The organism is Nonomuraea sp. NPDC050383 (genome assembly GCF_044459125.1).
Lineage (GTDB): Bacteria > Actinomycetota > Actinomycetes > Streptosporangiales > Streptosporangiaceae > Nonomuraea.
In genome coordinates this window covers 108223-132710 of sequence record NZ_JBITIP010000019.1, presented here as the reverse complement: position 1 = coordinate 132710, position 24488 = coordinate 108223, and the positions used below count along the sequence as shown (strand labels likewise).

The window sequence follows — 24488 nt, the reverse complement described above, 5'->3', positions numbered from 1 at the left end:
GCGATCGCTCAGCGGCCCCGCACCACTCGGGCGACCACCGCGACCAGGCCCGAGAAGCCCAGCCCCACCACGACCAGCCCCACCAGCGCCAGCGGATCCTTCAGCGAGCCCGTCAGCACCAGCACGCCGAGCGCCACGAACAGCATGCCGCTGAGCAGCGCCATCCAGTCCGTACGGTGGGTCCGGCGGGCGGGCTCCATCTCCTCGCCCGGCTCACGCTCACGCGGCACGGCGCACCTCCATGTCCCCGACGCCGCCCCGCAGGTTGAGCACGATGGTGGACACCGCGTCCTTGGGGGTCGTGTCCGGCTCCAGCACCTTGTCGAAGCGGATGTCCATGCCGCCTCTGATCGACTGGTCGATCTGGATGTCGCCCACCTTGTTGCTCGCGTGCACCTCCACGCGTGCCTCCGGCGGCACGATCACGGTGAGCTCGCCGATGGAGACCCTCGCGTTCAGGGTCACGCTCGTGCCGGGCGTCATCTTCAGCTCCGACAGGTCCAGCCTGCCGTCGCCCAGCCCCACCTCGTACCCGTGGCTCGTCTCCGCGACCGTGAGGGGCGTCCACACGAAGTCGCCGACGTTGCGCGGCACGCCGCCCATCATCAGGCCGAACGCCAGCAGGACGGCCACGCCCGTGCCCACGGCGACCAGCCCGGCGCCGCGGCCCCACCAGGCGGCGACCAGCAGGCCGGCGCCGATCGTGACGAGCACGGCGCCGCCGACGAGGGCGGGGCTCACTGCCGTGCCCGAGCGGGCTTGGACGGCCACGGTGATCCCTCCAATGACGAAGGCCAGCAGCAAGGTGATGGGGCCGATGAACGACGGGGGCCGCCGCGGCCTGGGGGGCCGCCGCACGGGCCGGCCGTACAGGACGGGGTCGTAGGGGGAGTAGCCGGCGCGCCTGCGCGGGTCCAGCGGCTGGTACGGCCGGTCGCTCGGGTACGGGGGGTGTGGCTCGTAGGCGCCCTCGGGCCGGCGCGGGCCCGTCGCCTGGTGCGGGCCGCGCGGGGCGAAGGGTCCGCTCGGCGGCTGGTACGGGCCGCGCGGCGCGAACGGCTCACCTGACGGCGAAGGACTCGTGCCGCCCGTGGGACCTTGGTCGGCGTGGGCCGCCGCCGTCTCGGGGGGCGCCGTCTCCTGATGGGCCGCGGCCTGCGCCGGCTCCGGTTGCGGCGCGGGCGTCTCCCGGGTGTACGCGCGTGCCGCTCCCTGGGCGTACGTACGGGGGACGCCCTGCGTGGGCGGGCCCGTGGGGAACGGGCGGGCGGCGGGCGGGGCGGGCGGGTAGACCGGCGGCGGCGGGTAGGCGCCCGGCGTCGGGCGGCGCTTGAGGCGTTCCGGCATCGAGCGGAGCAGCGCGAGCAGGTCCACGCCCCTGGAGTGCGCCGCGAGGAGCGAGATCGCGAGCAGCAGCCCCACCACCAGCGTGCCGGTGTCGAGCCAGACCGTCGTCAGGTTGATCGCCAGGCCGAACCCGAGCACCGCCGTCAGCAGCGCCATCACGGTGTCGGCGTCGAAGTCACGGCGGGTCCACTGCTCGATGTAGCCCGGCCGGCCGTTCGGCTCCTTCATGAGCAGGAACGCCGCGATGTAGACGAACATGCCGATGCCCGAGCCGAACAGCAGCACCACGAAGGCCACGCGGAACACCACGGGGTCGATCCCCGTCTGCCGTCCCAGTCCGGCGCAGATGCCCAGCAGGAAACGTCCCTCGGAGCTGCGGCGCAGCTCGCGGGGAGGCGCGGCGGGTGCCTTCGGCGGTGCCTCTGTCATGACACCATCGTGGCCCGGCGCGTGGCGCGCCGCATCCGGGACACCCCTGACGGGACCCGGGGGTCGTTCCCTGATGCCTCTTTCGCCCGCTCCGTGTGACGATGACGGTGTTATGGCTGACCAGAAGACTCTTGCCGAGCCCGGTGGCGATGCGCCCTACCGCCGGATGACGCGGCCCATGGAGGGCCGCCTCCTCGGAGGTGTGGCGCAGGGGCTCGCCGCGCAGCTGAAGCTGGATCCGGTCGTGATCCGGCTGACGTTCGTGCTGCTGACCGTGGTGGGCGGGGTCGGCGGAGTGGCCTACGCGGTGCTCTGGATGATCGCGCCGCGCGAGCCGTACGAGGGGCCGCCGCCGGCCCGCGACTGGAGCCAGCTCGCCGCGTTCAGCGCGATCGGTGTGGCGCTGCTCGCGTTCGGCTGGCTGAGCGGCGCGTCCAAGGGCGGCATCGGCATGCTGCCGTTCGCGGTGGGCGGCATCGGCGCGCTCATCCTGTGGCAGCAGGCGGACCCGGAGCGGCGCAAGGGCTGGGTGAGCGGGGCCACCAAGAGCATTCGCGCCAACCGGGTGCGGACGCTGCTCGGCGTGGCGCTCGTGGTCGTCGGCGCGGTGGGCTTCCTGGCCGTCGAGGGCAGGCTGGCCGAGGCGCGGCCGGGGCTGCTGTTCACCGGGGTCGTGGTCGGCGGGCTCGCCGTGATCGCCGCGCCGTGGCTCGCGGGCCTGTGGAAGGAGCTCCAGCTCGAACGGCGTGAGCGCATCCGCCAGGAGGAGCGGGCCGAGGTGGCCGCGATGGTCCACGACTCGGTGCTGCACACGCTGACGCTGATCCAGCGGGTCGCGCACGACCAGCGCGAGGTGGTGCGCCTGGCCCGATCGCAGGAGCGCGACCTGCGCAACTGGCTCTACCAGCCGGCGCAGGACGCGGACGCCACGCTGGCCGCGGCCGTCCGCCGGATCGCCGCCGAGGAGGAGGACGCGCACGGCGTGGCCATCGAGGTCGTCTGCGTCGGCGACATGGAGCTCGACGCGGGCGGCAGGCTCGCCGCCATGCTGAAGGCGTCGCGGCAGGCGATGGTCAACGCGGCCAAGTACTCCGGAAGCTCTACCATCTCCGTGTACGCCGAAGTCGAGGGTGACGAGGCCACGATTTTCGTGAAGGATCGCGGTAAGGGGTTCGATCTGGACGCGATCCCCCTCGACAGGATGGGCATCAGGGAGTCCATCATCGGGAGGATGGAGCGCCATGGCGGGTCCGCCAGGGTGCGCACCGAGCCCGATGAGGGGACGGAAGTGATGCTGACGATGAAGGTCGCGAAGGACTGAAGCTGGTTGGCTCGCGAGGAATTGACTGAGGGTAGGCGGATGACGCGCGTACTGATCGTGGACGACCACCGGCTGTTCCGGTCGGGGGTGCGCGCCGAGCTGGGCGACTCGATCCAGGTGGTCGGCGAGGCCGAGGACGTAGAGACGGCGGTGAAGGCCATCGCCGAGCTCCAGCCCGACGTGGTCCTGCTCGACGTGCACATGCCGGGCGGCGGCGGCCAGGAGGTGCTGCGCCGGGTGCTCGGTTCGGGCTCGCAGGTGCGCTTCCTCGCGCTGTCGGTGTCGGACGCGGCCGAGGACGTGATCGGCGTGATCCGGGGCGGCGCGCGCGGCTACGTCACCAAGAACATCAGCGGCCGGGAGCTGACCGACGCGATCCGCCGGGTGGCCGACGGCGACGCGGTGTTCTCGCCGCGGCTGGCGGGGTTCGTGCTGGACGCGTTCGCCTCGTCGGAGGCGCCGTCGATCGACCCGGAGCTCGACTCGCTCACGCAGCGGGAGCGCGAGGTGCTGCGGCTGATCGCGCGCGGTTACGCGTACAAGGAGATCGCGAAGGAGCTGTTCATCTCGGTGAAGACGGTCGAGACGCACGTGTCGTCGGTGCTGCGCAAGCTGCAGCTGTCCAACCGGCACGAGCTGTCCCGCTGGGCCACCGCGCGCCGCCTCGTTTGATTCCTCTCTAAGTCCGGGATTTCTGGCCTAAAAGGGCAGCGTTGGGGAAATTTCGGTATATGGGGAGGGATGTGCCGGTCGTCGTTTTCAGTCGGAACGACAGGCGGCAATATCGCGAAAAGGTACGACGATGCCTTGATGTCTTCGCCCAGATGCTCGGCGACTCCCGTTTCGAGGACCAGCGGCCGCTGGCCGGCCTGGAGATCGAGCTCAATCTCGTCGACGCGGACGGCGAGCCCGCCATGTGCAACGCCGCCGTGCTCGAAGCCATCCAGCGGCCCGACTGGGCCACCGAGCTGGGCCAGTTCAACATCGAGATCAACATCGAGCCCCAGGACCTGGCCGGCGACGGCGCGGCCAGGCTGGAGGACGACGTCCGCGCCCGCCTCAACCACGCCGAGGAGCGCGCCGGCTCGCAGGGCGGCCACCTCGTCCTGATCGGCATCCTGCCCACGCTGCGCGAGCGGGACATCGGTGAGGGCACGCTGTCGGCCAACCCCCGCTACCGGCTGCTCAACGAGCAGATCTTCGCCGCCCGGGGCGAGGACCTGCACCTGTTCATCCAGGGCGTCGAGACCCTGGACACGCACGCCGACAGCATCACGCCCGAGGCCGCCTGCACCAGCGTGCAGCTCCACCTCCAGGTCAGCCCCGAGGCGTTCGCCGCCCACTGGAACGCCGCCCAGGCCATCGCCGGGGCACAGGTCGCGGTCGCCGCCAACTCGCCGTACCTGTTCGGCAAGGAGCTGCACCGTGAGACCAGGATCACCCTGTTCGAGCAGGCGACGGACACGCGGCCGGCCGAGCTGAAGACACAGGGCGTACGCCCGCGCGTGTGGTTCGGCGAGCGGTGGATCACCAGCGTCTTCGACCTGTTCGAAGAGAACGTCCGATACTTCCCGGCACTGCTGCCGCTGTGCGAGCCGGAGGAGCCCAAGGACGTGCTGGCGCAGGGCCGCGTCCCCGAGCTGCCCGAGCTGACCCTGCACAACGGCACCATCTACCGCTGGAACCGGCCGGTGTACGCGGTGGTCGACGGCCGCCCGCACCTGCGGGTCGAGAACCGCGTGCTGCCCGCCGGCCCGTCCGTGGCCGACATCGCCGCCAACGCCGCGTTCTACTACGGCCTCATGCGCGTCCTGCCGTACATCGAGCGGCCCGTCTGGAGCCGGATGTCCTTCGCCGCCGCCGAGGAGAACCTCAACGCCGCCGCCCGGAGCGGCCTGGACGCCCGCCTGTACTGGCCGGGACTGGGCGAGGTGTCCGCGAGCGAGCTGATCCTGCGCCGCCTGCTCCCGATGGCGTACGAGGGGCTCGCCGCGTGGGGCGTGGACACGGCCGTCGCCGACCGGATGCTCGGGATCATCGAGGCGCGCTGCCTGACCGGGCGCACCGGGGCGAGCTGGCAGGTGGACAAGGTCAGCGCGCTGGGCGGCGACAGGCACGAGGCGCTGCGGCGTATGACGCTGGAGTACGCCGAGCACATGCACGCGAACGAACCCGTGCACACGTGGGAAGTGTGACCGCGAATGAACCCGTGCGCGCGTGGGAAGTGTGACCGCGTGACACGCCCCCTCGCGCTGGCCCTCGCGCTCCTGCTGTCCTGCGGACTGGTCTCCGCGTGCGGGCTGACGACCGCCCCCTCGCGGAACGTCCAGGGCGACGACAGCTTCGAGAGCGACGTGCGGGCGGCCCGGTCCCTGACGGAGTCGTTCTGGCAGCAGCGGTTCGCCGCCGCCGGCCGCACCTACCAGCCCATCACCCGCTTCATCCCGTACTCGGGGCGGTCCGGGCCGAGCTGCGCCGGGGAGCCCGCCGTGCCGCAGAACGCCTTCTACTGCCCGGACGGGCACTTCATCGCCTACGACCGGGACTGGCTGGAGGGACTCTGGAACAACATGGGCGACGGGTCGGTGTACCTGATCATCCCGCACGAGTTCGGGCACGCGGTGCAGGCCCAGCTCCAGTCCAGCTTCCGGCTCAACATCCAGGCGGAGCTGCAGGCCGACTGCTATGCGGGCGGCACCCTGTCGGGCCTGGTCTCCTCGGGCGCGCTGCGGGCGGAGCCGGGCGACGAGGACGAGCTGCTGCTCAACCTGGAGGCGGCGGGTGACCCGACCGACGACTGGCTCGACCCCGCTGCCCACGGCACGGCCGCGCAACGCCAGCGCTCCTTCGCGACGGGGTACAACGGGGGCGTCGACGCCTGCTGAGGATGTAGGCGAAGGTCAACCCACAGGATGATGCGATCGATCATGTACGCGGCATACCGTGGGCGCCATGCCATTGGAGGAGACCGGCTGGCTGCGCGGGGGCGCCTGCAGATCCAGCGATCCTGAGCTCTTCTTCCCGCTGGCGCCCTCAGCCGTCCAGGAGCGACGCGCCAAGGCGGTGTGCGCCCGCTGCGAGGTCCTGTCCGAGTGCCGGGCCTACGCCATACGGGCGGGGGAGACGGAGGGCATCTGGGGCGGTCTCACCCCCGAGGAACGCCGCCGCTCCCGCTTCCCCGCCGGCTGGCGCACCCGCGCCACCGCCTGACCCGCGCCACCTTCCGGCACGTGCCACCGCCCGGCCCGGTACGTGCCACCGCCCGGCACGTGCCACCTCCCGACCCGCGCCACCGTCGGACACGTGCCACCTCCCGACACCGTGCGGGCGGGACGTAGCCTGCAGGGGTGCTGATCGCGTCGATCGTCGTGCTGGCCGCGGCCAACGTGCTGAACAACCGGGTCGCCCCCCGCCTGGCGCCCCTGACCTCCACCGCCGCCACCGCCGCGCTGGTCGCGATGGCGCGCCGGTCCGGGGCCTCCTGGGCCGAGCTGGGGTTCGAGCATCCGCGCCGGGGCGCCCTGACCGGCGCCGTCCTGGCCGCGGGCGTGGCGGTCGTCTACACGGCCGGCGTCGCCGTGCCCCGTACCAGGCCGCTGTTCCAGGACGAGCGGGCCCTGTCGCTCACGCCGGCCCGCGCCCTGGAGGAGGCCCTGCTCCAGGTGCCGGTCGGCACGGTGCTGCTGGAGGAGGCCGGGTTCAGGGGCGCTCTGTACGGCATGCTCCGCCGCGACCACGGCACGGTGGCGGCCACGGCGGTCTCGTCGGCGCTGTTCGGGCTCTGGCACGTGCTGCCCGCGATCGACATGGCCCGCGCCAACCCGGCCCTCGGCGCGCTGACGGCGGGGGAGCGGCCAGGGCGGCTCGACACGGCGCGGGTGGTGGCGGGCAGCGTGGTGTCGACGGGCGTCGCCGGAGTGCTGTTCTGCGAGCTGCGCCGCCGGGCCGGTCTGCTGGCGCCGTCCATGCTGCACACAGCGACCAACTCATTGGGCTACCTGTTCGCCCGCCTCGCTGGACGGCGTCGATCGGCGATTTCACCTGAGGGATGAGAATCCTCCACCGGTGTCACAGGGGTGCTGAAACGTCCGGCCGCGATGCCCTAGCGTCTCCGCGACGCCTTTCCGTGCCCGCGCGTTCACGGTGAGTGCGTATATCAAGATCACGATCTGTGATATACCCTGGAGGTAGCGGAGGTGATGTCCCTTGCGTACGGTGATCGATATCGACAAGGAGCTCCTGGAGATAGCCCAGGAGGAGTTGGGCACGAAGAACATGAAGGAGACGGTCCACGCCGCCCTGACGGAGATCGCCGAAAGGGCAAGACGGCGCGAAGCATTCGAATACTGGACCTCGAAGGACAATACGGATCTACTGGATCCGGAGCTCATGAAGCGTGCGTGGTAGCCACCGGCGTGGTCTACCTGATCGACAAGAGCGCTCTGGCGCGGATGCCCCACCCCGCCGTCGCGCGGGCGCTGGAGCCGCTCATGCTCGACAAGATGCTGGCCGTCTGCACGGTCACGCAACTCGAGGTTCTCTACAGCGCTCGCAATCCGGCCGGATATGAGCTCGATGCTCAGCACCTCCGCGACGACTTCCGCCACCTGCCCGTCAACGCGGATGTGGAGATCCGAGCGCTGCACGTGCAGGCCATGCTGGCGCGCAGGTCGCAGCACAGGGGCGTGGGCGCGAACGACCTGCTGATCGCGGCCTGTGCCGAGGTGCACGGTGCCACGATCCTGCACTACGACCGGGACTTCGACGTCATCGCCGAGGTCACTGGGCAGCCGTCGCTCTGGGTCGTGCCACCCGGGTCCGTGTCGTAGGCCGGCTCACGGTGCCGCTCCGCGCCGTGCGGATCCACGTCCGCGTGGTCATGGCTCTCGCCCGGGGCGGGAGCCATGAGCGTCAGGCCGTCTGGACGACCTGGAAGCCCTCCGCGTAGTGGCCCTCGCCGAAGCCGGCCCGCTTGCCCCACGAGGCGAAGCGTTCCTTGACGAAGTCGGCGAAGCCCTCCACGTGCGCCACCTGGCTGACGTGCGACTGGAGCGCCGTCAGCTTGCGGTCGATGGCGTCCGTCACGTCCACCCAGTGGTCCGGCGTCGAGCCGCCCGTCAGCCACACCTCGCGCACGGTCCACGCCTCCAGCCCCTCCTCCGTCAGCAGCTCGGGGAACGCGTACGGGTTGCGGGCGTCCGGGTAGACCGCGTCGAGGGCGGAGCCGCCGACCGCGCGATGGTCGGGGTGGCTGGGCGCGATGAACTGGTAGTTGCGGTCGGGGTGGTGGGTGATCACCAGGTCGGGGCGTACCTGGCGGATGACGCGCGCGATGTCCCGCCTGAGGTCCAGCGACGGGACCACGGTGCCGTCGGAGTAGCCGAGGAAGCGCACGTCCGTGACGCCCACGGCCTTGGCGGCCGCCGTCTGCTCGGCCCGGCGCAGCTCCGCCATGCCGGAGTTGTCGAGCTCTCGCTCGTTGCCTCCGGCGTCGCCGTCCGTCACGACCAGGTAGGTCACCTCGACGCCCCTGTCGCCGAACAGCGCCACGGTGCCCGCCGCGCCGAAGTCGACGTCGTCGGGGTGCGCCGTGACGGTGAGCACCCGGTTGATCTCGCTCTCGGCCAGCATGGTCGTCCTCTCCCATTCCGATCTCTCCCGCGCGGCCGATCACCCGCGTGATCACCGCGGGGAGGATCCTGCCGTACGGCCGACGGTCCCAGGATCTCCCCTCCCGTGACAACCTGCGGTCCGGGGCTGTCATTCCGGGCGCCGTTTGTCGGCGGGGAGTCATAACCTAGGTGGGTGCCGACCCACGTCTCTGTTGACCACCCCTTGCTCGACGGCCTCAACCCGCAGCAGCGCGAGGCCGTGATCCATCACGGCAGCCCGCTGCTGATCGTGGCGGGGGCGGGGTCGGGCAAGACGCGGGTGCTGACCCACCGCATCGCCTACCTGCTCGCCGAGCGCGAGGTCCACCCGGGCGAGATCCTCGCGATCACCTTCACCAACAAGGCCGCCCGCGAGATGAAGGAGCGCGTCGACAAGCTGGTCGGCCCGCGCTCCAAGGCGATGTGGGTGATGACCTTCCACAGCGCCTGCATGCGGATCCTGCGCCGCGAGGCCAAGCGGCTCGGCTTCCCCTCCAGCTTCTCGATCTACGACCAGGCCGACTCGCAGCGGCTCATGGCGATGGTCTGCCGCGAGATGGACCTCGACCCGAAGCGCTACCCGCCGCGGTCGTTCTCGGCGCAGGTGAGCAACTTCAAGAACGAGCTGATCGACTACGAGACCGCGTCCGACAGGGCGGGCTCCCACCTGGAGAAGGTCCTCGCCCAGGCGTACAAGAGCTACCAGCTCAAGCTCACCGAGGCCGGCGCGATGGACTTCGACGACATCATCATGAACACGGTGACGCTCTTCCAGCTCTTCCCCGAGGTGGCCGAGCACTACCGGATGCGGTTCAGGCACGTCATGGTGGACGAGTACCAGGACACCAACCACGCCCAGTACATCCTGATCAGGGAGCTGGTGGGCCGGCCCGAGCTGCGCACCACCGACGGTGAGCTGGTCAGGTCGGGCGCCGACCAGTCGGAGCTGTGCGTCGTCGGCGACGCCGACCAGTCGATCTACGCCTTCCGCGGCGCGACGATCCGCAACATCCTGGAGTTCGAGCGCGACTACCCCGACGCCCGCACGATCCTGCTGGAGCAGAACTACCGCTCCACCCAGAACATCCTGGCCGCCGCCAACGCGGTCATCTCCCGCAACGAGTCGCGCAAGCCGAAGAACCTCTGGTCCGACCAGGGCGACGGCCCCAAGATAGTCGGGTACGTCGCCGACAACGAGCACGACGAGGCCATGTTCGTCGCCCAGGAGGTCGACCGGCTCACCGACGAGGAGGGCGTCAGGGCGGGCGACGTCGCCGTGTTCTACCGCACCAACGCGGCCTCCCGGGTGTTCGAGGAGATCTTCATCCGCACCGGCCTGCCGTACAAGGTGGTCGGGGGAGTGCGCTTCTACGAGCGCAAGGAGGTCAAGGACCTGCTGGCGTACCTGCGGGTGCTGGCCAACCCGGCCGACGTGGTGTCACTGCGGCGCATCCTCAACGTGCCCAAGCGCGGCATCGGCGACCGGGCCGAGGCGATGATCGAGGCGTTCGCCGCGCGGGAGCGCGTCACGTTCTGGGAGGGGCTGCGCCGGGCCGACGAGGCGCCGGGCATGGCCACCCGCTCGCTCAACGCGGTGCGCGACTTCGTCGCCATGCTGGAGGAGCTGATCGCCAAGGCCGAGGGCGTGCCGCCGTCCGCGCTGGCGGAGGAGGTGCTGGTCGCCACCGGCTACCGCGCCGAGCTGGAGGCGTCGGAGGACCCGCAGGACGAGTCCCGCCTGGAGAACCTCAACGAGCTGATCTCGGTCGCCTCCGAGTTCGAGGAGGCCAACCCCGAGGGCACGCTGGTCGAGTTCCTGGAGCAGGTGTCGCTGGTGGCCGACGCGGACCAGATCCCCGACGCAGACGGCGGCCAGGGGGTGGTGACGCTGATGACGCTGCACACCGCCAAGGGGCTGGAGTTCCCGGTCGTGTTCCTGACGGCGATGGAGGACGGCGTCTTCCCGCACGTGCGCTCGCTGGGCGAGCCGAAGGAGCTGGAGGAGGAGCGCCGGCTGGCCTACGTCGGCATCACCCGGGCGCAGAAGCGCCTGTACCTCACCCGGGCGGCGGTGCGCAGCTCGTGGGGCGCGCCGTCGTTCAACCCGGCGTCGCGGTTCGTCAGCGAGGTGCCGGGGCAGCTCATGGACTGGCGCACGCCGCCGGAGAAGACGGCCTGGAATGCCGCCACGCGCCGCGAGCCGGCCGCGCCCGCCACGCCGAAGAAGGGCGGCCGGGCCGTCCCGTCGCTGACCCCCGGCGACCGGGTGTCGCACGACGCGTTCGGGCTCGGGACCGTGGTGTCGGTGGACGGGCAGGCGGAGAAGACCAAGGTGAAGATCGACTTCGGGAGCGGGGGCGAGAAGACCCTTCTGCTCGCGTACGCGCCGCTGGAGAAGCTCTGAGCGAGATTCCGGGAGCAGGTGCGCGGTTGATGCCCGCGCAGGATCTGTAGGGCCTTTCCCCTAAACGGGTTGCCGCTCCGGCAGGCGGCGTGACGACGGTACCGGTCAGGACATCCACGGTGACCGCCGTCGCGCCGCCGCCGCGTTCGTACCGGCCTTGGCGGCGCACCCCTGCGGCTCAAAGTACACTTTACCTCTAGGTAATATCGGCAATCGGTGAAGGCGGCCAGTGGCCTGCGCCAACGCGATAAGGCACACCCAGAGGAGGATGTCATGTCTTCAGGGGATAACTCCACTCCGTCACCTTCGCCCACGCCGTCGTCCACGGCCACGACGTCGCCGACGCCCACCCCAAGCCCGACGGCGCCCAGCCCGTCCGGCACGCCCACCCCCACGCCAAGCCCGACGGCCCCAAGCCCCACGCCCACGCCCAGTCCGACGACACCGAGCCCGTCCGGCACGCCCACACCGAGCCCGTCCGGCACGCCCACGCCGAGCCCGTCCGGCACGCCCACGCCGAGCCCGTCCGGCACGCCCACGCCGAGCCCCACGGCTCCGAGCCCCACACCGACGCCGACCGGAGCGCCTCCCGCGTGGCCGGCTCCCTCCGCTTCCCCGTCGGTCACCCCCGGCACCACCTCCCCGCCGTTCGGTCCGTCGCCGGCCTCGCCGAGCCATGGGACCCCGGCCATGCCGCCGACCGACTTCTACGGAAGCAACTTCACGAAGGCGGCCGGCGCGTTCGTCACCGAGCACGACGACCTCGCGGGGGACACCCGCCGGATTCTCGACGCCATCGCCGCGCTGGGTGACTTCGCCGGCACGGATGACACGGCCAAGACGTTCAGGCAGGGCTATTCCACCGCGCTGAAGAAAGTATCGACGTACGTCAACGCGCTGAGCGACGTCTATCCGGAGATCGCCGAAAGGCTGGCCGGTATGAGGACCACCTTCGACATCGCGAACTGGGCCGTCATCGAATCCCTGCCGAAAGTGTCCGACCCGCCGAAGTTCTCGGAGTCGGACGGGAAGCTCAAGCCCTGACGTTTCTTGGAGATCTGATGACCACACCGGACGACGGCGCCCCCTTCCTCGACGAAGAGATGAGCCGCTTTCTCTCCCAATTCCAGGCCGACACCGCGCCGCTGGAAGAATTGCAGGAAAGTCTCGATGCCATTCGCGGCCGCGGCGAGGCGGCCGACGGCCTGGTGCGGGCCGAGGTGTTGCCGAGCGGCGCGCTCGGCAGCCTGCGGATCGACCCGCGAGCGATGCGGCTCGGCGCGGACGCGCTGGCGGAGGCCGTGGTCGCCGCCGCGAACGACGCCACCGCGGACCTGACCACGCAGATGGCGGGATTGATGACGGACGGCCTGAACCCGTTCGCCGACGAGATCAGGCGCTTCAACCAGGACTGACTACCTGGTCGGCGCCGGGTAATACCCGCGCCAGCGCCTGAACTGGTCCTGGCCCGCGGCGACACCCAGCTTCGCGAGCATCTGCTCCCAGGTGGGCAGCAGACTGGCGGGATCGTCGACCACGTCGCCGGGCCTGTTGAGCGCGTTCGCGGTGGTGGTGAAGACGCTGGACCCGGTCAGGAACACGATGGCGTTCTGCGCCGCCTTGTTCTGCGGCAGCAGCTTCGCGACCTTGCCGAAATTGGCCGGATCCACATGGTAGAAGACCAGGGCCGCCGCGAAGTTGTTCACCATGTACATGCCGCGGTCGCTCCACGAGCCCATGTCCTCGCCCCGCGCCAGCTTGAAACCGTCGACGATCGCCTGGTCGAGGGCCGTGTAGGCGAGGCTGCCCCCAACGGCGTAGATGAACCGCTTGCCCACGGCGTGTTCGAACATGCTGAGCAGCAGTCGTGCCTGCCGCTTGCGCATCGCCCAGTTGATCAGCACCTGGACCTTCTTGTCGATCGTCGGCCAGCAGAAGAACATCAGCAGCTCGATCCACTGGATCATGGCCATCGTCCGGAGCGTGTGCTGGGTCTGCTCCAGCATGTCGGCGTAGTCGTCGATCGCGTCGGCGAACCCGCGGATGTACGCGGATACCAGTGGCGGATAGGGCGCGATCTCTTCGGTGAAGTAGGTCCTGAAGGCATCGAGGCCCGCGCCGGAGTTCGGCGGCCGCCACAGCCTGCCCGCGACCTCTTCCATGTCGTCCAGGCTGACATCCGTCCGCGTGGCCAGCTGCCGCAACAGCTGCGCGACCTCGCGCGCCTTGGCCGGGTCGCCGTCGGGGTAGGCGACCTTCAGCATCTGCAGGACCACGCCGGCGACACCGGCGGCGGAGAACAGGAACCCCGCCTGCGGGAGGAACTTGGGGGACGGACTCACGTAGCGGACCCTTTCTCCACCGCGGGACAAGGCATCCCATCATCCCAGGTTTATCGGCTGCCACACCAGCCCCACGACCCGGCGACCGCGTGCCGGACGGCGGCCGGTGAGACGACGCGCCCGCTCACCGGCCGGGTCCGGACCGTCGGCGGTCAGCTCTTGACGGCGGTCAGGGCGCTGCCCTTCTTCCACTCGGTCCAGTTGAGCTGCCAGTAGCTCCAGCCGTTGCGCCAGTCGAGCTTGCGCTTGGTGCCGGTGATCTTCACCACGTCGCCGCGCTGGGCGATCGTGTAGAACCAGCGGGCGCCCTCAGGGGTGGCGCGGACGCAGCCGTGGCTCTGGTTGGAGCGGCCGAGGTACTGGTAGTAGCCGGCGCTCTGGTGGACGTACTCGCCGCTGTCGGAGATCCGCACCGCCCAGGGGATCTCCTCCTTGTAGTACTGCGGGTCCTTGGGGTCCGTGACGCCCATCCAGGACGAGGTCATGGTCTCGACCCGCTTCTTGCCCATGGTCAGGTGGGTGCCGCTGGTCGTCAGGTACACGTCCACGCCGTTGCGCACGAGGCCGCCGCGGCCGGCGCTGATCGCGATCCGCTTGGCGAGCTTGCCGTCGCGGTAGGTCTTCATCACGTGCCGGCGCGTGTCGACCACCGAGATGTTGGCGGTGCCCACGGAGAAGCGGCGGGAGACGTCCTTGGCGGCCTCGTTGCCCGGGATCTGGCTGAGGTGCGCGGTGAACAGCACCTTCTGGTGCGGCTTCCAGTACGTCTTCGTGCGGTAGATGACCTTGCGGGCGGAGACCCAGCGCCACGCGCCGTCGACCGGCTTGTCCGCCTGTACCTCCAGCGCCGTCTCGGCCGCCGCCTTGTCCCGTACGTCACGGTCGAACGTCACGATGATCGGGAAGCCGACGCCGACCTTCTCCGTGGTCTCGCCCATGGGCGTGATGTCGGCGATCTCCAGCTTGGGCTTCTTCGGCGCCGCCTGCTTGGCGGCGCCGGCGGCCAGCGGCTTGCGTGCGGCCGTGGCGCTCTTGGTGGGTGCGCCGGCGGCCGGCGTCGGCTGTGCCCGCGTGGCGGGCGCGCTCTCGGCGGCGCAGGCCGTCATCGAGACCAGAGCCGCCATGGCGATCAGGGCCGGCAACCGGGTGAGGGGATTCACGGGTCACTCCAGAACTTATGTGCTTCGCATGCGTCTCATAGGTAGACAAACGAAACCGGCGTTCTGAGGGCCGTAAGTTGTAACGATCACATAACGCCGTTGAGTCGCCGGTGGAGCGACACGACCGGGGTGTCGCCAATGGTCACGAGCGCCCCGCGTGGTGACCGAGGATGGTCGGGCACGGCGTTCCGGGGCCGGGTGGCCCGCCGGGTCGCGACGTCCGCCGGCAGGCGCCGGCGGACGTGGTGGGGAGCTCGACCGGGCAGGCCGGTGGGCGGTGATGGTGAGGAGCAGGGGGCTGGCATGAGCGTGTTGATTTCCGGCGGCGCCGGGTTCATCGGGAGCACGGTGGCCTCGGCGTGCCTGGACGCCGGGATCGAGCCGGTGATCCTGGACAACCTCGTGACCGGGCGGCGCGAGTTCACCGAGGGGCGGGCCTTCTACGAGGGCGACATCAGCGACGGCGCGCTGGTCGACAAGGTGTTCGCCGAGCGGCCCGACATCGAGGCCGTCATCCACTGCGCGGCGCTCATCGTCGTGCCGGACTCGGTGGCCGACCCCGTCGGCTACTACCGGGCCAATGTCGCCAAGAGCCTCGACTTCGTCGATCACCTGCTGCGCAACGGGTGCGAGCGAATGATCTTCAGCTCGTCGGCGTCGATCTACCGCGCAGGGGACGACCACACCGTCGACGAGCGCTCACCGCTCGACCCGCAGAGCCCGTACGCGCGCACCAAGGCGGTGTGCGAGGCCATGTTCGCCGACATCGCCGCCACCCAGCCCGTCAAAGTGCTGTCGCTGCGCTACTTCAACCCCATCGGCGCCGACCCGAGCATGCGCACCGGGCTCCAGCTCCGGCGGCCCAGCCACGCCCTCGGCAAGCTCATCGAGGCGTACGAGGAGGGGACGCCGTTCCAGATCACCGGCACCGACTACCCGACCCGTGACGGCTCCGGCATCCGCGACTACATCCACGTCTGGGACCTGGCGCAGGCCCACGTGGAGGCGCTGCGGCGCTTCGACGGGCTGTTCCCGGAGGGCTCGATCATCAACCTCGGCACCGGGTCGGGCACGACGGTGCGGGAGCTGGCCGACGCGTTCAACCGCGTGGCGGACCGGTCGGTGGAGGTCGTGGAGACGGCGCGCCGGCCGGGCGACGTGGTGGGCGCCTACACGCGCAGCGACCTCGCCGAGCGGCTGCTGGGCTGGCGCGCGGGCTACTCGCTGGAGGAGGGCATCAGGCACTCCCTCGCCTGGGCGGCCGTCCGCGACTCCAGGCTGTCCTAGGAGGACGTCAGCCCGTCCCGGCCAGAGCCCCGGACAGGGCCCCGGACAGGCGTCGCGCCCGCCTCCACCCGATGCGGGGGAGACGGGCGCGATCCGTTCTCAGCGGGCTATGACCCGGTCTCTCAGTGGGCGATGGCGCTCAGCGGGATGGTCTTGGGGCCCGGGATCTGGATCGCCTCGTCCAGGGTCTTGGCGACCTCCAGCTCCGGCGGGGCCGTCACGGTGACGGGCGTGCCCCAGTCGCTGAAGGTGGTCTCGACGCTCACGGTCGCGCCCTTGGCGTCAACGGCGCCCAGCGCCTCCGCCGGGATGACCGACACCAGCCGGACCGGCAGGCCCTTGGCGTCGACGGTGAGCTTCCAGCCGATGGAGCCCTTCACGGACTTGGCCGAAGCCAGGCCCAGGGTCGCGGCGAATCCGGGGGACGTCTTGCGCAGGTCCTTGGCCGCGACCTTGCCGGTGTAGCCGTCCTTCGTCGCCTTGGCGCCCTTGAGGAGGGTCTTGAGCGTGGCCGGCTCGGCAAGGATGTTCAGCGGCTGCCCGTACATGGCGGTCATGCCGATGGGCTGGGTGCCGGGAACCCTGATCCAGGACTTGCCGGCGTTGAACACCGCGCTCCACAGGCCGCCCGTGAGGTAGGTGTACCGGCCCTTCGTGACGATCCGCTCGGGCATCGTCAGCGCCGTCACGAGGTCGAGGCCGAGCTCATCCGCTCCCAGCTCCTTGGCGAACTTCTCGGCGTCCTCCCTCTTGATGTTGAACTGGCCGGTGAGGTCGGAGGCGACGACACCGGAGGCGCCGAACTGCAGCGTGCCGGCACGCCGGAGGCTGATCTGCCGCACGCCTCCGCTGGCGATCTTGACCTGCTCGACGAACTTGACGCCCTTGCCCGCCACGAACTGCTTCTGGACCGCGGCGACCGGGTTCACCGGCGCGGCCTGGGCCGGGGCGGCCGCGATGAGCGTGGCGGCGGACGCCAGGGCGACGCCGGTGAGGATTCGCTTCATTCTCTATCCTTGTCGTTTCTCATTTGGATGCTGGAGGATCATGGCAAAGAAAGATCACGAGGATATCTCAGGAGAGGGGCGCTGTAGAGGGAAATATGTGTATTTCTCGTGCAGGTCTGGATTTCGCCCGAGAAAACGACGGCCCGTGAGCGGCGCGTCACCGCCGAAGAACGAGTTCCGCTTCCGTACGTGACCGTCGTCGTCTTCCGGTGGCACGGTGGCGAGGGTGAGGGCGGCCCCACTGGCGTTCTTTCTCATTTGTTTTCCCGGCCGCACGGAGAAGCCATGATCCAACTGGCTGGTTCTCCTCCAGTTCGGTGCTCCAACCGTCCCGCCGGTGCCCGCCCCTCCAGGCCATTTTGCGGGGGTTTGTCGGCAGATAGCGACGTACGGGTGCTTCGGGGGCCGCAGTTCATCCCTCTTCGGATGCGAGGCGACATGCGGCCGAAGTGAGATCACCGTCACATCACGGCATATCCGCGACCCGGTGACCAGGGGACGTCAAGCTTGGGGCTAGGCTTCACTGGCGGAAACGCCCGGCACGTACGGGGTGGCCCGGGCCGTCGAACATCAGTCGGATAAGCAAGGACGGACCCTCGTGGACCTGTTCGAACATCAGGCGAAGGAGCTCTTCGCGGACTACGGCATCCCGGTGCCCAAGGGCATCGTCGCCCACACCGTGGAGGAGGTGCGCGCGGCTGCCGAGCAACTCACCGGCAGGGTCGTGGTCAAGGCCCAGGTCAAGACCGGCGGGCGCGGTAAGGCCGGTGGCGTGAAGGTGGCCGACGACGCCGCCGACGCCGTCGGGAAGGCCACGGCCATCCTCGGCATGGACATCAAGGGCCACACGGTCCACAAGGTTCTGGTGGAGGAGGCCAGCGCGATCGCGGAGGAGTACTACTTCTCCTTCCTGCTCGACCGCGCGAACCGTACCTTCCTCGCGATCTGCTCCGCCGCCGGCGGCATGGACATCGAAGAGGTGGCCCACACCTCGCCCGAGAAGGTCGCCAAGGTGCCCGTCAACGCCCTCGACGGCATCGACCGGGCCAAGGCCCGTGAGATCGCGGTCGCCGGCGGTCTGCCGGAGCAGTCGCTCGACGGCGCGGCCGAGCTCATCGAGAAGCTCTGGTGCTGCTTCGTCGACGAGGACGCGACGCTGGTCGAGGTCAACCCGATGATCCTGTCGGCCGACGGCCAGGTGAAGGCGCTCGACGGCAAGGTCACGCTCGACGACAACGCCTCCTTCCGCCAGGCGGAGCACGAGGGGTACGCCGACAAGGCCGCCGAGGACCCGCTGGAGGCCCGGGCCAAGGAGAAGGACCTCAACTACGTCAAGCTCGACGGCGACGTCGGCATCATCGGCAACGGCGCGGGCCTGGTCATGTCCACCCTGGACGTGGTCGCCTACGCCGGCGAGGCGTTCCCCGGCAAGCCGTCCCCGGCCAACTTCCTCGACATCGGCGGCGGCGCCTCGGCCGAGGTCATGGCCGCAGGCCTGGAGATCATCCTCTCCGACCCGTCGGTGAAGTCGATCTTCGTGAACGTCTTCGGCGGCATCACCTCCTGCGACGCCGTCGCCAACGGCATCGTGGCGGCCTTCAAGCTCCTGGAGAGCCGCGGCGAGGCGGTGACCCACCCGCTGGTGGTCCGCCTCGACGGCAACAACGCCCAGCTCGGGCGACAGATCCTGGCCGACGCCGCGCTCCCGCGCGTCGAGCTGGTTGACACGATGGACGACGCGGCCAAGCGCGCCGCCGAGCTCGCTGCGGTAGGTGCGTGAGACATGGCTATCTGGCTGACCGAGAACAGCAAGATCATCGTTCAGGGCATGACGGGTGGTGAGGGCACCAAGCACACCCGCCGCATGCTCGCCTCCGGCGCCCGCGTGGTCGGTGGTGTCAACGCCCGCAAGGCCGGCATCACGCACGAGGGCCTGCCCGTGTTCGGCACGGTGAAGGAGGCCATGGAGAAGACCGGCGCCGACGTGTCGGTCATCTTCGTGCCCCCGGCGTTCACCAAGGACGCCGTCAAGGAGGCCATCGACGCGGAGATCCCGCTCTGCGTGGTGATCACCGAGGGCGTGCCGGTCCACGACTCCACGGAGTTCTGGGCGTACGCGGTGGCCAAGGGCAACAAGACCCGCATCATCGGCCCGAACTGCCCCGGCATCGCCTCGCCCGGCGCGTCCAACGCCGGCATCATCCCCGCCGACATCACGACGGCGGGCCGCATCGGCCTGGTCTCCAAGTCGGGCACGCTGACCTACCAGCTCATGTACGAGCTGCGTGACTTCGGCTTCTCGACCGCGGTGGGCATCGGCGGCGACCCCGTCATCGGCACCACCCACATCGACGCCCTCCAGGCGTTCCAGGACGACCCCGCCACCGACGCGATCGTGATGATCGGCGAGATCGGCGGCGACGCCGAGGAGCGGGCCGCCGCCTACATCGAGCAGCACGTCAGCAAGCCGGTCGTCGCCTACGTCGCGGGCTTCACCGCCCCCGAGGGCAAGACCATGGGCCACGCCGGCGCGATCGTGTCCGGCTCGGCCGGCACCGCGCAGGCCAAGAAGGAGGCCCTGGAGAAGGTCGGCGTCCGCGTCGGCAAGACCCCCTCCGAGACGGCCCGCCTCATGCGCGAGATCATGCAGGCGCGCTGACCCGGCGCACGTTCCGCGGAAGGCCCCGCACCGGCTCCGGCCGTGCGGGGCCTTCCGCGTTCACCCGGATGCCCCGGGTACGGCCGGAAAGCCCGGCAGAGCCGGATAAAGCTGGCCGCCTGCGGCGCGTCAACCAAGCGCCGGTCGCGAAAGCTTGAGAAAATCGCCTACTGTGACGGCGCTTCTCGACCAGCTGCGGACGGCCCCCCGTTCGGTCCTCGGCAAGATTCCCGGGGTCTCGGACGACGACGAGTCCCGGCGTCCGCTGCCCGTCTCCGGGATGCTCGCCGCGGCGGCCACGCTCGGCGTCGGCCTGGCGGCGCTCACCACGCTCACCCTGGTCGGCTGGATCGCCGCGCCCAGCGGCGCGCTCGGCTCCGGCCTGCCGGGGGTGTTCCGCACGGCCGCCCAGATCTGGCTGGCCGCCCACCACGCCGGCTTCGCGATGCCCGGCGGCCGGGTCGGGCTGCTGCCGCTCGGCCTGGTGGTGCTGCCCGCGATCCTGCTCTACCGCGCGGCCCGCTGGATGGCCCGCGACGCCGACCTGCGGCTGCGGCTCCCGGCCCGGCTGCCGAAGAACAGCCCGCGCGAGAAGGCCAACGCCCGGCGGCGGGCGCAGCTCGTGCTGGTGGCCCAGGCCGGGGTCTCGCTGGCGGCGCCGTACGCGCTGCTGGCGGGCCTGATCGCGCTCGTCGCCCGCAACGACGTCACCCAGCCCTTCATCGGTGACGCGTTGCTGAGCCACTTCACGCTGGCGTTCCTGGCCGGCTCGGTGGCGACGGCGCGCACCATCGGGCCGTGGCGGGCGATGCTGAGGCTGCTGCCGGAGCGGGTGCGGGCGCTGACCGTCGGCACGGCGGTGGCCACGGCGGTGCTGCTGGTGGCGGGGTTCGCGCTGGTGCTCGTGGCGGTGGTGCTCAACTTCGGCCAGGTGCGCGAGCTGACGAACGTGCTCTCGCCCGGGTTCGTGGGCGGGCTGCTGCTCCTGCTGGTCCAGCTCCTGTACCTGCTGAACGTGGTCATCTGGGCGCTGTCGTACATCGCCGGGCCGGGCTTCGCCATCGGCACCGGCACGCTGGTCGCGCCCACGGGTGTGCAGCTCGGCACGGTGCCGAGTCTGCCGCTGCTGGGCGCCCTGCCCGACAGCGGCACCGTGCCGGCCTGGATGATGGCCGTCGTCGCGCTGCCGTTCGCGGCCGGGGCGCTGGCGGGCGTGGTGGTCGCGCGCATCTCGCCCTCGCCGTCGTACGAGGCCGCCCCGCTGTGGGGCTTCCTGACCGGCGTCACGACCGGCCTGGTGTCGGCGCTGCTCGCGACCCTGTCCGGCGGCCCGATCGGCGGCGGCCGGCTGGCGGCCGTCGGCCCGTCGCCGTGGGAGGTGGCCCTGTCGGTCGCGCTGGAGGTGGGCGTCGCCGCGGGCATCTCGGCCGGGATCACCAACATCCTGCTGCTCAACCGGCGGGCCCGCGCGCCGCTCGACAAGGCGGCGGAGCCCGTGCGCAAGGCCGGGGCCGCGATCGCCCGCGCGGCGAGCAGGGTGGGGCTGGCCGAGTCCGACGCCAAGCCGCTGCCCGGCCACTGGCTCGACGCCACCGAGGCCGACACCCAGCCCATCCCGGTCATCCGGGACGACTGGACGGACGAGCACGCCTCTGCCGAGGCGGAGACCAGGGCCCAGGCGCGCCCTCACACGGGGACGGGGCAGGGGCGCTTGCGGCGTACGGACATCGTGGACGTGTCGGACGACCGCGGCGGCCACGTCATCTACGTCGACCCGTACGCCTGGGACCGCGACGACCGCGACGACCGCGAGTAGCGCGCCGCGGCGACCGCGTCGGGACGACGGCGGATCGTCAGGGCTGGACGGCGCCCAGGACGTCCAGCACGTCCGCCGGCAGCTTGCGCTGCGCCGCGTCCCTGAACTGGGTGAAGCACTCGCCCTGCGAGGAGACGGTGCCCGCCCCCTTCATGCACTCCTGGTACGCGGAGTACTCGTCCATCAGGTAGAGCTGCATCGCCGTCGCCATGGCCGACAGCGCGAGCGCGACCGCGGACACGATGATGCCGCCCACCGCGGTGCCCGTGGGCCGGCCCGCCTCCTTCAGGCGGGGCAGGGCCCGGATGCCGGCCATGAGCGCGAACGCCGCCATCACCAGCCCGGCGAGCGGCAGCATGAACGTCATGGCGAGCGCTGCGATGGACAACCAGATCGCGCGGCGGCCCGCGGAATCCGCGGCTTGCTGACCCGCCGGCGCCTGCACCGGTGTCGACACCTGACCTCCTCTGCGTGCCCGGGCGAGGAGCGGATACGCTGGCAGCCCCACCCCGGTTCTCTCTCTTGGAGTGCGCGTGTCAAAGGCTGGGCGGCTCGTCGTCCTCGTCTCCGGCTCTGGAACCAACCTACAGGCCCTTCTGGACGCTTCCGCCGACCCGGCGTACGGCGCGGAGATAGTCGCCGTCGGCGCCGACCGCGACGGTATCGAGGGCCTCGCCCGCGCGGCCCGAGCCGGCGTGCCGACCTTCGTGGAGAGACTGGGCGACCACCCGACGCGGGAGGCGTGGGACGAGGCGGTCGCCGCCCGGATCTCCTCCTACGAGCCGGACCTGGTGGTGTCGGCCGGCTTCATGAAGATCCTCGGCGCGCCGACGCTCGGCGCCCATCCGGTGCTCAACACCCATCCCGCGCTGCTGCCGTCGTTCCCCGGGGCCCACGGTGTGCGCGACGCGCTGGCCCACGGGGTGAAGGTGACGGGGTGCACGGTGATGCTGGCCGACGCGGGCGTCGACTCGGGGCCGATCATCGCGCAGGAGGCGGTGCCGGTGCTGCCCGACGACGACGAGGCGGTGCTGCACGAGCGCATCAAGGTCGTCGAGCGCCGCCTGCTCGTGGAGATCGTCGGCCGCCTGGTCCGTGAGGGCTGGACGGTCAGCGGACGCACTGTCCGCATCGGGAACGCAACAGGAGAGGAATCCAAGTGACTCGCATCGCCATCCGGCGCGCGCTGATCGCGGTGTACGACAAGTCGGGCCTGGAGGAGCTGGCCAGGGCGCTCGACGGCGCGGGCGTGGAGATCGTGTCGACGGGCGGCACCGCCGCCGCGATCGCGTCGTACGGCGTGCCCGTGACGAAGGTCGAGCAGCTCACCGGGTTCCCCGAGTGCCTCGACGGCCGGGTCAAGACGCTCCACCCGCGCGTCCACGCCGGGCTGCTGGCCGACCTCACCAAGCCGCACCACGTGGCCCAGCTGGACGAGCTGGAGATCGACCCGTTCCAGCTCGTGGTGGTCAACCTCTACCCGTTCGAGCAGACGGTCGCCTCCGGGGCGAGCGACGCCGAGTGCGTGGAGCAGATCGACATCGGCGGCCCGGCGATGATCCGCGGCGCCGCCAAGAACCACAGCACGTGCGCGGTCGTGGTCGACCCGTCCTCCTACGGCGGCGTGGTCGACGCGCTCGCCCAGGGCGGCTTCACGCTGGAGGAGCGCAGGCGGATGGCGGGCATCGCCTACGCCCACACCGCCTCCTACGACGTGGCCGTGGCCAACTGGTTCTCCGCCGGCGCCGCCGAGCGCGACGAGGCCTGGCCCGAGTTCGCCGGTGAGACGTGGACGCTGAAGCACCCGCTGCGCTACGGCGAGAACCCGCACCAGCGCGCGGCCCTCTACACCGAGGGCGGGGGCGGCCTGGCCAACGCCGAGCAGCTGCACGGCAAGGAGATGTCCTACAACAACTACCTCGACGCCGACGCGGCCTGGCGGGCGGCGTGGGACTTCGCCGAGCCCGCGGTCGCGATCATCAAGCACCAGAACCCGTGCGGCATCGCGGTCGGGGCCGACGTGGCCGAGGCGCACCGCAAGGCCCACGCCTGCGACCCGGTGTCGGCGTACGGGGGCGTGATCGCGGTCAACGGCGAGGTCACCGCCGAGCTGGCGGGCCAGATCGCGGAGGTGTTCACCGAGGTCGTCGTCGCGCCCGCGTTCGCCGAGGAGGCGATCGCGGTGCTGACGCGCAAGAAGAACATCCGCCTGCTGCTCTGCCCGCAGGGGCCGTCGCGGCCGGCCGAGTCGCGTCAGATCGACGGCGGCCTGCTGGTCCAGCTCGTGGACAAGGTGGACGCGCCGGGCGACGCGCCGGAGAGCTGGGAGCTGAAGACGGGTACGCCCGCCTCGCCCGAGGTGCTGGCCGACCTGGCCTTCGCCTGGCGGGCCTGCCGCTCGGTCAAGTCCAACGCCATCCTGCTGGCCTCCGGCGGGGCCACCGTGGGCGTCGGCATGGGGCAGGTCAACCGGGTCGACTCCTGCCGCCTCGCCGTGGGCCGCGCGGGCGAGCGGGCCGCCGGCGCGGTCGGGGCCTCCGACGCCTACTTCCCGTTCGCCGACGGGCTGGAGGTGCTGATCGAGGCCGGTGTCAAGGCCGTCGTGGAGCCCGGCGGATCCATCCGCGACCAGGAGGTCATCGACGCGGCGGAGAAGGCGGGCATCACGCTCTACTTCACCGGAACGCGCCACTTCTTCCACTGAACCGCGTCAGAAGGGCCCCGAGCATCAAACGAGTGCGGCTACCCTGTGGTCGCCGCCTCAAACCTCGCCTGGGAGTGCCCCTATGGCCCTGCTCGACTCGATCCTGTACGCCTTCGTGACGCTGAACGGCATGTCCACGAGCCCCTTCGTGCTCATCGCCCTCGCGTTCGTGGGCGCCTACCTCGGCGCCCGCGTCGTGGAGATCATCCCGTTCACCCGCAGGATCATCGAGCGGCGCAACGCCGCGGCGGGGGGGGGGGGGGGGGCGGGCGCGCGGCCCCCCCCCCCCCCCCCCCCCCCCCCCCCCCCCCCCCCGCGGGGGGGCGCCCCCCCCCGCCCCGCCCCCCCCCCCCCGCCCCCC

The 24488-nt window shown here is 70.9% G+C and carries 24 protein-coding genes; 17 read left to right on the top strand and 7 right to left on the bottom strand.

Translation table 11 applies throughout. The annotated features are described in order from the left end of the window. Nucleotides 1-8: 8 nt before the first annotated feature. Together ACIBG4_RS34920 and ACIBG4_RS34915 are read right to left on the bottom strand one after the other, a co-directional pair. Nucleotides 9-230 (bottom strand): hypothetical protein, encoded by a 222-nt coding sequence (locus tag ACIBG4_RS34920; RefSeq protein ID WP_310708402.1) that lies wholly within the window; start codon nt 228-230, stop codon nt 9-11. Next, entirely contained in the window at nt 220-1776 is a 1557-nt protein-coding gene (locus ACIBG4_RS34915; RefSeq protein WP_397205900.1) for a PspC domain-containing protein, read from the bottom strand. The genes ACIBG4_RS34920 and ACIBG4_RS34915 overlap by 11 nt, the downstream gene beginning before the upstream one ends. Before the next feature lie 112 nt (nt 1777-1888). Here ACIBG4_RS34915 and ACIBG4_RS34910 point away from each other — a divergent pair, with 112 nt between their 5' ends. The 8 genes from ACIBG4_RS34910 (at nt 1889) to ACIBG4_RS34875 (ending at nt 7926) form a co-directional block, all read left to right on the top strand. Beyond that, nucleotides 1889-3097 (top strand): PspC domain-containing protein, encoded by a 1209-nt coding sequence (locus tag ACIBG4_RS34910; protein WP_310708400.1) that lies wholly within the window; start codon nt 1889-1891, stop codon nt 3095-3097. A 39-nt stretch (nt 3098-3136) separates the two neighbouring features. Continuing rightward, nucleotides 3137-3769: a response regulator transcription factor gene (locus ACIBG4_RS34905; protein ID WP_253768218.1), complete on the top strand. Its 633-nt coding sequence runs from the start codon at nt 3137-3139 to the stop codon at nt 3767-3769. A 152-nt stretch (nt 3770-3921) separates the two neighbouring features. Beyond that, on the top strand, nt 3922-5292 hold the full coding sequence (locus tag ACIBG4_RS34900) for a glutamate--cysteine ligase (protein ID WP_397205897.1): 1371 nt from the start codon (nt 3922-3924) through the stop codon (nt 5290-5292). 39 nt (nt 5293-5331) lie between these two features. Next, on the top strand, nt 5332-5982 hold the full coding sequence (locus ACIBG4_RS34895) for a neutral zinc metallopeptidase (RefSeq protein ID WP_310708399.1): 651 nt from the start codon (nt 5332-5334) through the stop codon (nt 5980-5982). 67 nt (nt 5983-6049) lie between these two features. Further along, the gene (locus ACIBG4_RS34890) at nt 6050-6307 is read left to right on the top strand and encodes a WhiB family transcriptional regulator (RefSeq protein WP_397205895.1); all 258 of its coding nucleotides are present in this window, start codon (nt 6050-6052) and stop codon (nt 6305-6307) included. Nucleotides 6308-6444: 137 nt separating this feature from the next. Next, complete coding sequence (locus ACIBG4_RS34885) at nt 6445-7149, top strand: lysostaphin resistance A-like protein (RefSeq protein ID WP_397205893.1); 705 nt, start codon at nt 6445-6447, stop codon at nt 7147-7149. Nucleotides 7150-7312: 163 nt separating this feature from the next. Continuing rightward, nucleotides 7313-7504, top strand: coding sequence for a hypothetical protein (locus tag ACIBG4_RS34880; protein ID WP_397205891.1), 192 nt, complete (start codon nt 7313-7315; stop codon nt 7502-7504). Then, a complete protein-coding gene (locus ACIBG4_RS34875; RefSeq protein ID WP_397205889.1) occupies nt 7498-7926 on the top strand; it encodes a PIN domain nuclease in 429 nt (142 codons plus the stop codon). The genes ACIBG4_RS34880 and ACIBG4_RS34875 overlap by 7 nt, the downstream gene beginning before the upstream one ends. An 82-nt stretch (nt 7927-8008) precedes the next feature. Here ACIBG4_RS34875 and ACIBG4_RS34870 read toward each other — a convergent pair whose 3' ends face one another. Then, a complete protein-coding gene (locus ACIBG4_RS34870; protein WP_355442588.1) occupies nt 8009-8728 on the bottom strand; it encodes a PIG-L deacetylase family protein in 720 nt (239 codons plus the stop codon). A gap of 204 nt (nt 8729-8932) precedes the next feature. Between ACIBG4_RS34870 and pcrA the strand changes: the two genes are divergently transcribed. The 3 genes from pcrA (at nt 8933) to ACIBG4_RS34855 (ending at nt 12567) form a co-directional block, all read left to right on the top strand. Further along, nucleotides 8933-11152, top strand: a complete 2220-nt coding sequence (gene pcrA / locus ACIBG4_RS34865; RefSeq protein ID WP_397205917.1) for a DNA helicase PcrA — start codon at nt 8933-8935, stop codon at nt 11150-11152. Nucleotides 11153-11842: 690 nt separating this feature from the next. Next, nucleotides 11843-12196: a hypothetical protein gene (locus ACIBG4_RS34860; RefSeq protein WP_397205887.1), complete on the top strand. Its 354-nt coding sequence runs from the start codon at nt 11843-11845 to the stop codon at nt 12194-12196. Between the two features lie 17 nt (nt 12197-12213). After that, nucleotides 12214-12567 carry a YbaB/EbfC family nucleoid-associated protein gene (locus ACIBG4_RS34855; RefSeq protein WP_397205885.1) on the top strand — a complete coding sequence of 118 codons (354 nt, stop codon included), beginning with the start codon at nt 12214-12216 and terminating at the stop codon, nt 12565-12567. Here the strand turns inward: ACIBG4_RS34855 and ACIBG4_RS34850 are convergent, their stop codons facing one another. Both ACIBG4_RS34850 and ACIBG4_RS34845 read right to left on the bottom strand, forming a co-directional pair. Further along, nucleotides 12568-13494, bottom strand: a complete 927-nt coding sequence (locus ACIBG4_RS34850; RefSeq protein ID WP_397205883.1) for a hypothetical protein — start codon at nt 13492-13494, stop codon at nt 12568-12570. Between the two features lie 152 nt (nt 13495-13646). Further along, nucleotides 13647-14654: a L,D-transpeptidase gene (locus ACIBG4_RS34845; protein ID WP_397205881.1), complete on the bottom strand. Its 1008-nt coding sequence runs from the start codon at nt 14652-14654 to the stop codon at nt 13647-13649. Between the two features lie 303 nt (nt 14655-14957). Here ACIBG4_RS34845 and galE point away from each other — a divergent pair, with 303 nt between their 5' ends. Beyond that, the gene (gene galE, locus ACIBG4_RS34840; protein ID WP_397205879.1) at nt 14958-15941 is read left to right on the top strand and encodes a UDP-glucose 4-epimerase GalE; all 984 of its coding nucleotides are present in this window, start codon (nt 14958-14960) and stop codon (nt 15939-15941) included. Nucleotides 15942-16063: 122 nt separating this feature from the next. Here the strand turns inward: galE and ACIBG4_RS34835 are convergent, their stop codons facing one another. After that, nucleotides 16064-16948 (bottom strand): hypothetical protein, encoded by an 885-nt coding sequence (locus tag ACIBG4_RS34835; RefSeq protein ID WP_310708389.1) that lies wholly within the window; start codon nt 16946-16948, stop codon nt 16064-16066. Between the two features lie 598 nt (nt 16949-17546). On the opposite strand from ACIBG4_RS34835, the gene sucC reads away from it, so the two are divergent. The 3 genes from sucC to ACIBG4_RS34820 all read left to right on the top strand — a co-directional run bounded on the left by sucC (nt 17547) and on the right by ACIBG4_RS34820 (nt 21423). After that, complete coding sequence (gene sucC / locus ACIBG4_RS34830; protein WP_310708388.1) at nt 17547-18728, top strand: ADP-forming succinate--CoA ligase subunit beta; 1182 nt, start codon at nt 17547-17549, stop codon at nt 18726-18728. Nucleotides 18729-18731: 3 nt separating this feature from the next. Beyond that, nucleotides 18732-19607 carry a succinate--CoA ligase subunit alpha gene (sucD, locus tag ACIBG4_RS34825; RefSeq protein WP_355442569.1) on the top strand — a complete coding sequence of 292 codons (876 nt, stop codon included), beginning with the start codon at nt 18732-18734 and terminating at the stop codon, nt 19605-19607. 172 nt (nt 19608-19779) lie between these two features. Continuing rightward, a complete protein-coding gene (locus tag ACIBG4_RS34820) occupies nt 19780-21423 on the top strand; it encodes a DUF6350 family protein (RefSeq protein WP_397205876.1) in 1644 nt (547 codons plus the stop codon). Nucleotides 21424-21460: 37 nt separating this feature from the next. On the opposite strand, the gene ACIBG4_RS34815 is transcribed toward ACIBG4_RS34820, so the two are convergent. Then, nucleotides 21461-21880 (bottom strand): hypothetical protein, encoded by a 420-nt coding sequence (locus tag ACIBG4_RS34815; RefSeq protein ID WP_397205874.1) that lies wholly within the window; start codon nt 21878-21880, stop codon nt 21461-21463. 76 nt (nt 21881-21956) lie between these two features. Between ACIBG4_RS34815 and purN the strand changes: the two genes are divergently transcribed. Continuing rightward, nucleotides 21957-22586, top strand: coding sequence for a phosphoribosylglycinamide formyltransferase (gene purN / locus ACIBG4_RS34810; RefSeq protein ID WP_310708384.1), 630 nt, complete (start codon nt 21957-21959; stop codon nt 22584-22586). Continuing rightward, nucleotides 22583-24127, top strand: a complete 1545-nt coding sequence (gene purH / locus ACIBG4_RS34805) for a bifunctional phosphoribosylaminoimidazolecarboxamide formyltransferase/IMP cyclohydrolase (protein ID WP_310708383.1) — start codon at nt 22583-22585, stop codon at nt 24125-24127. The genes purN and purH overlap by 4 nt, the downstream gene beginning before the upstream one ends. Nucleotides 24128-24488: the final 361 nt, after the last annotated feature.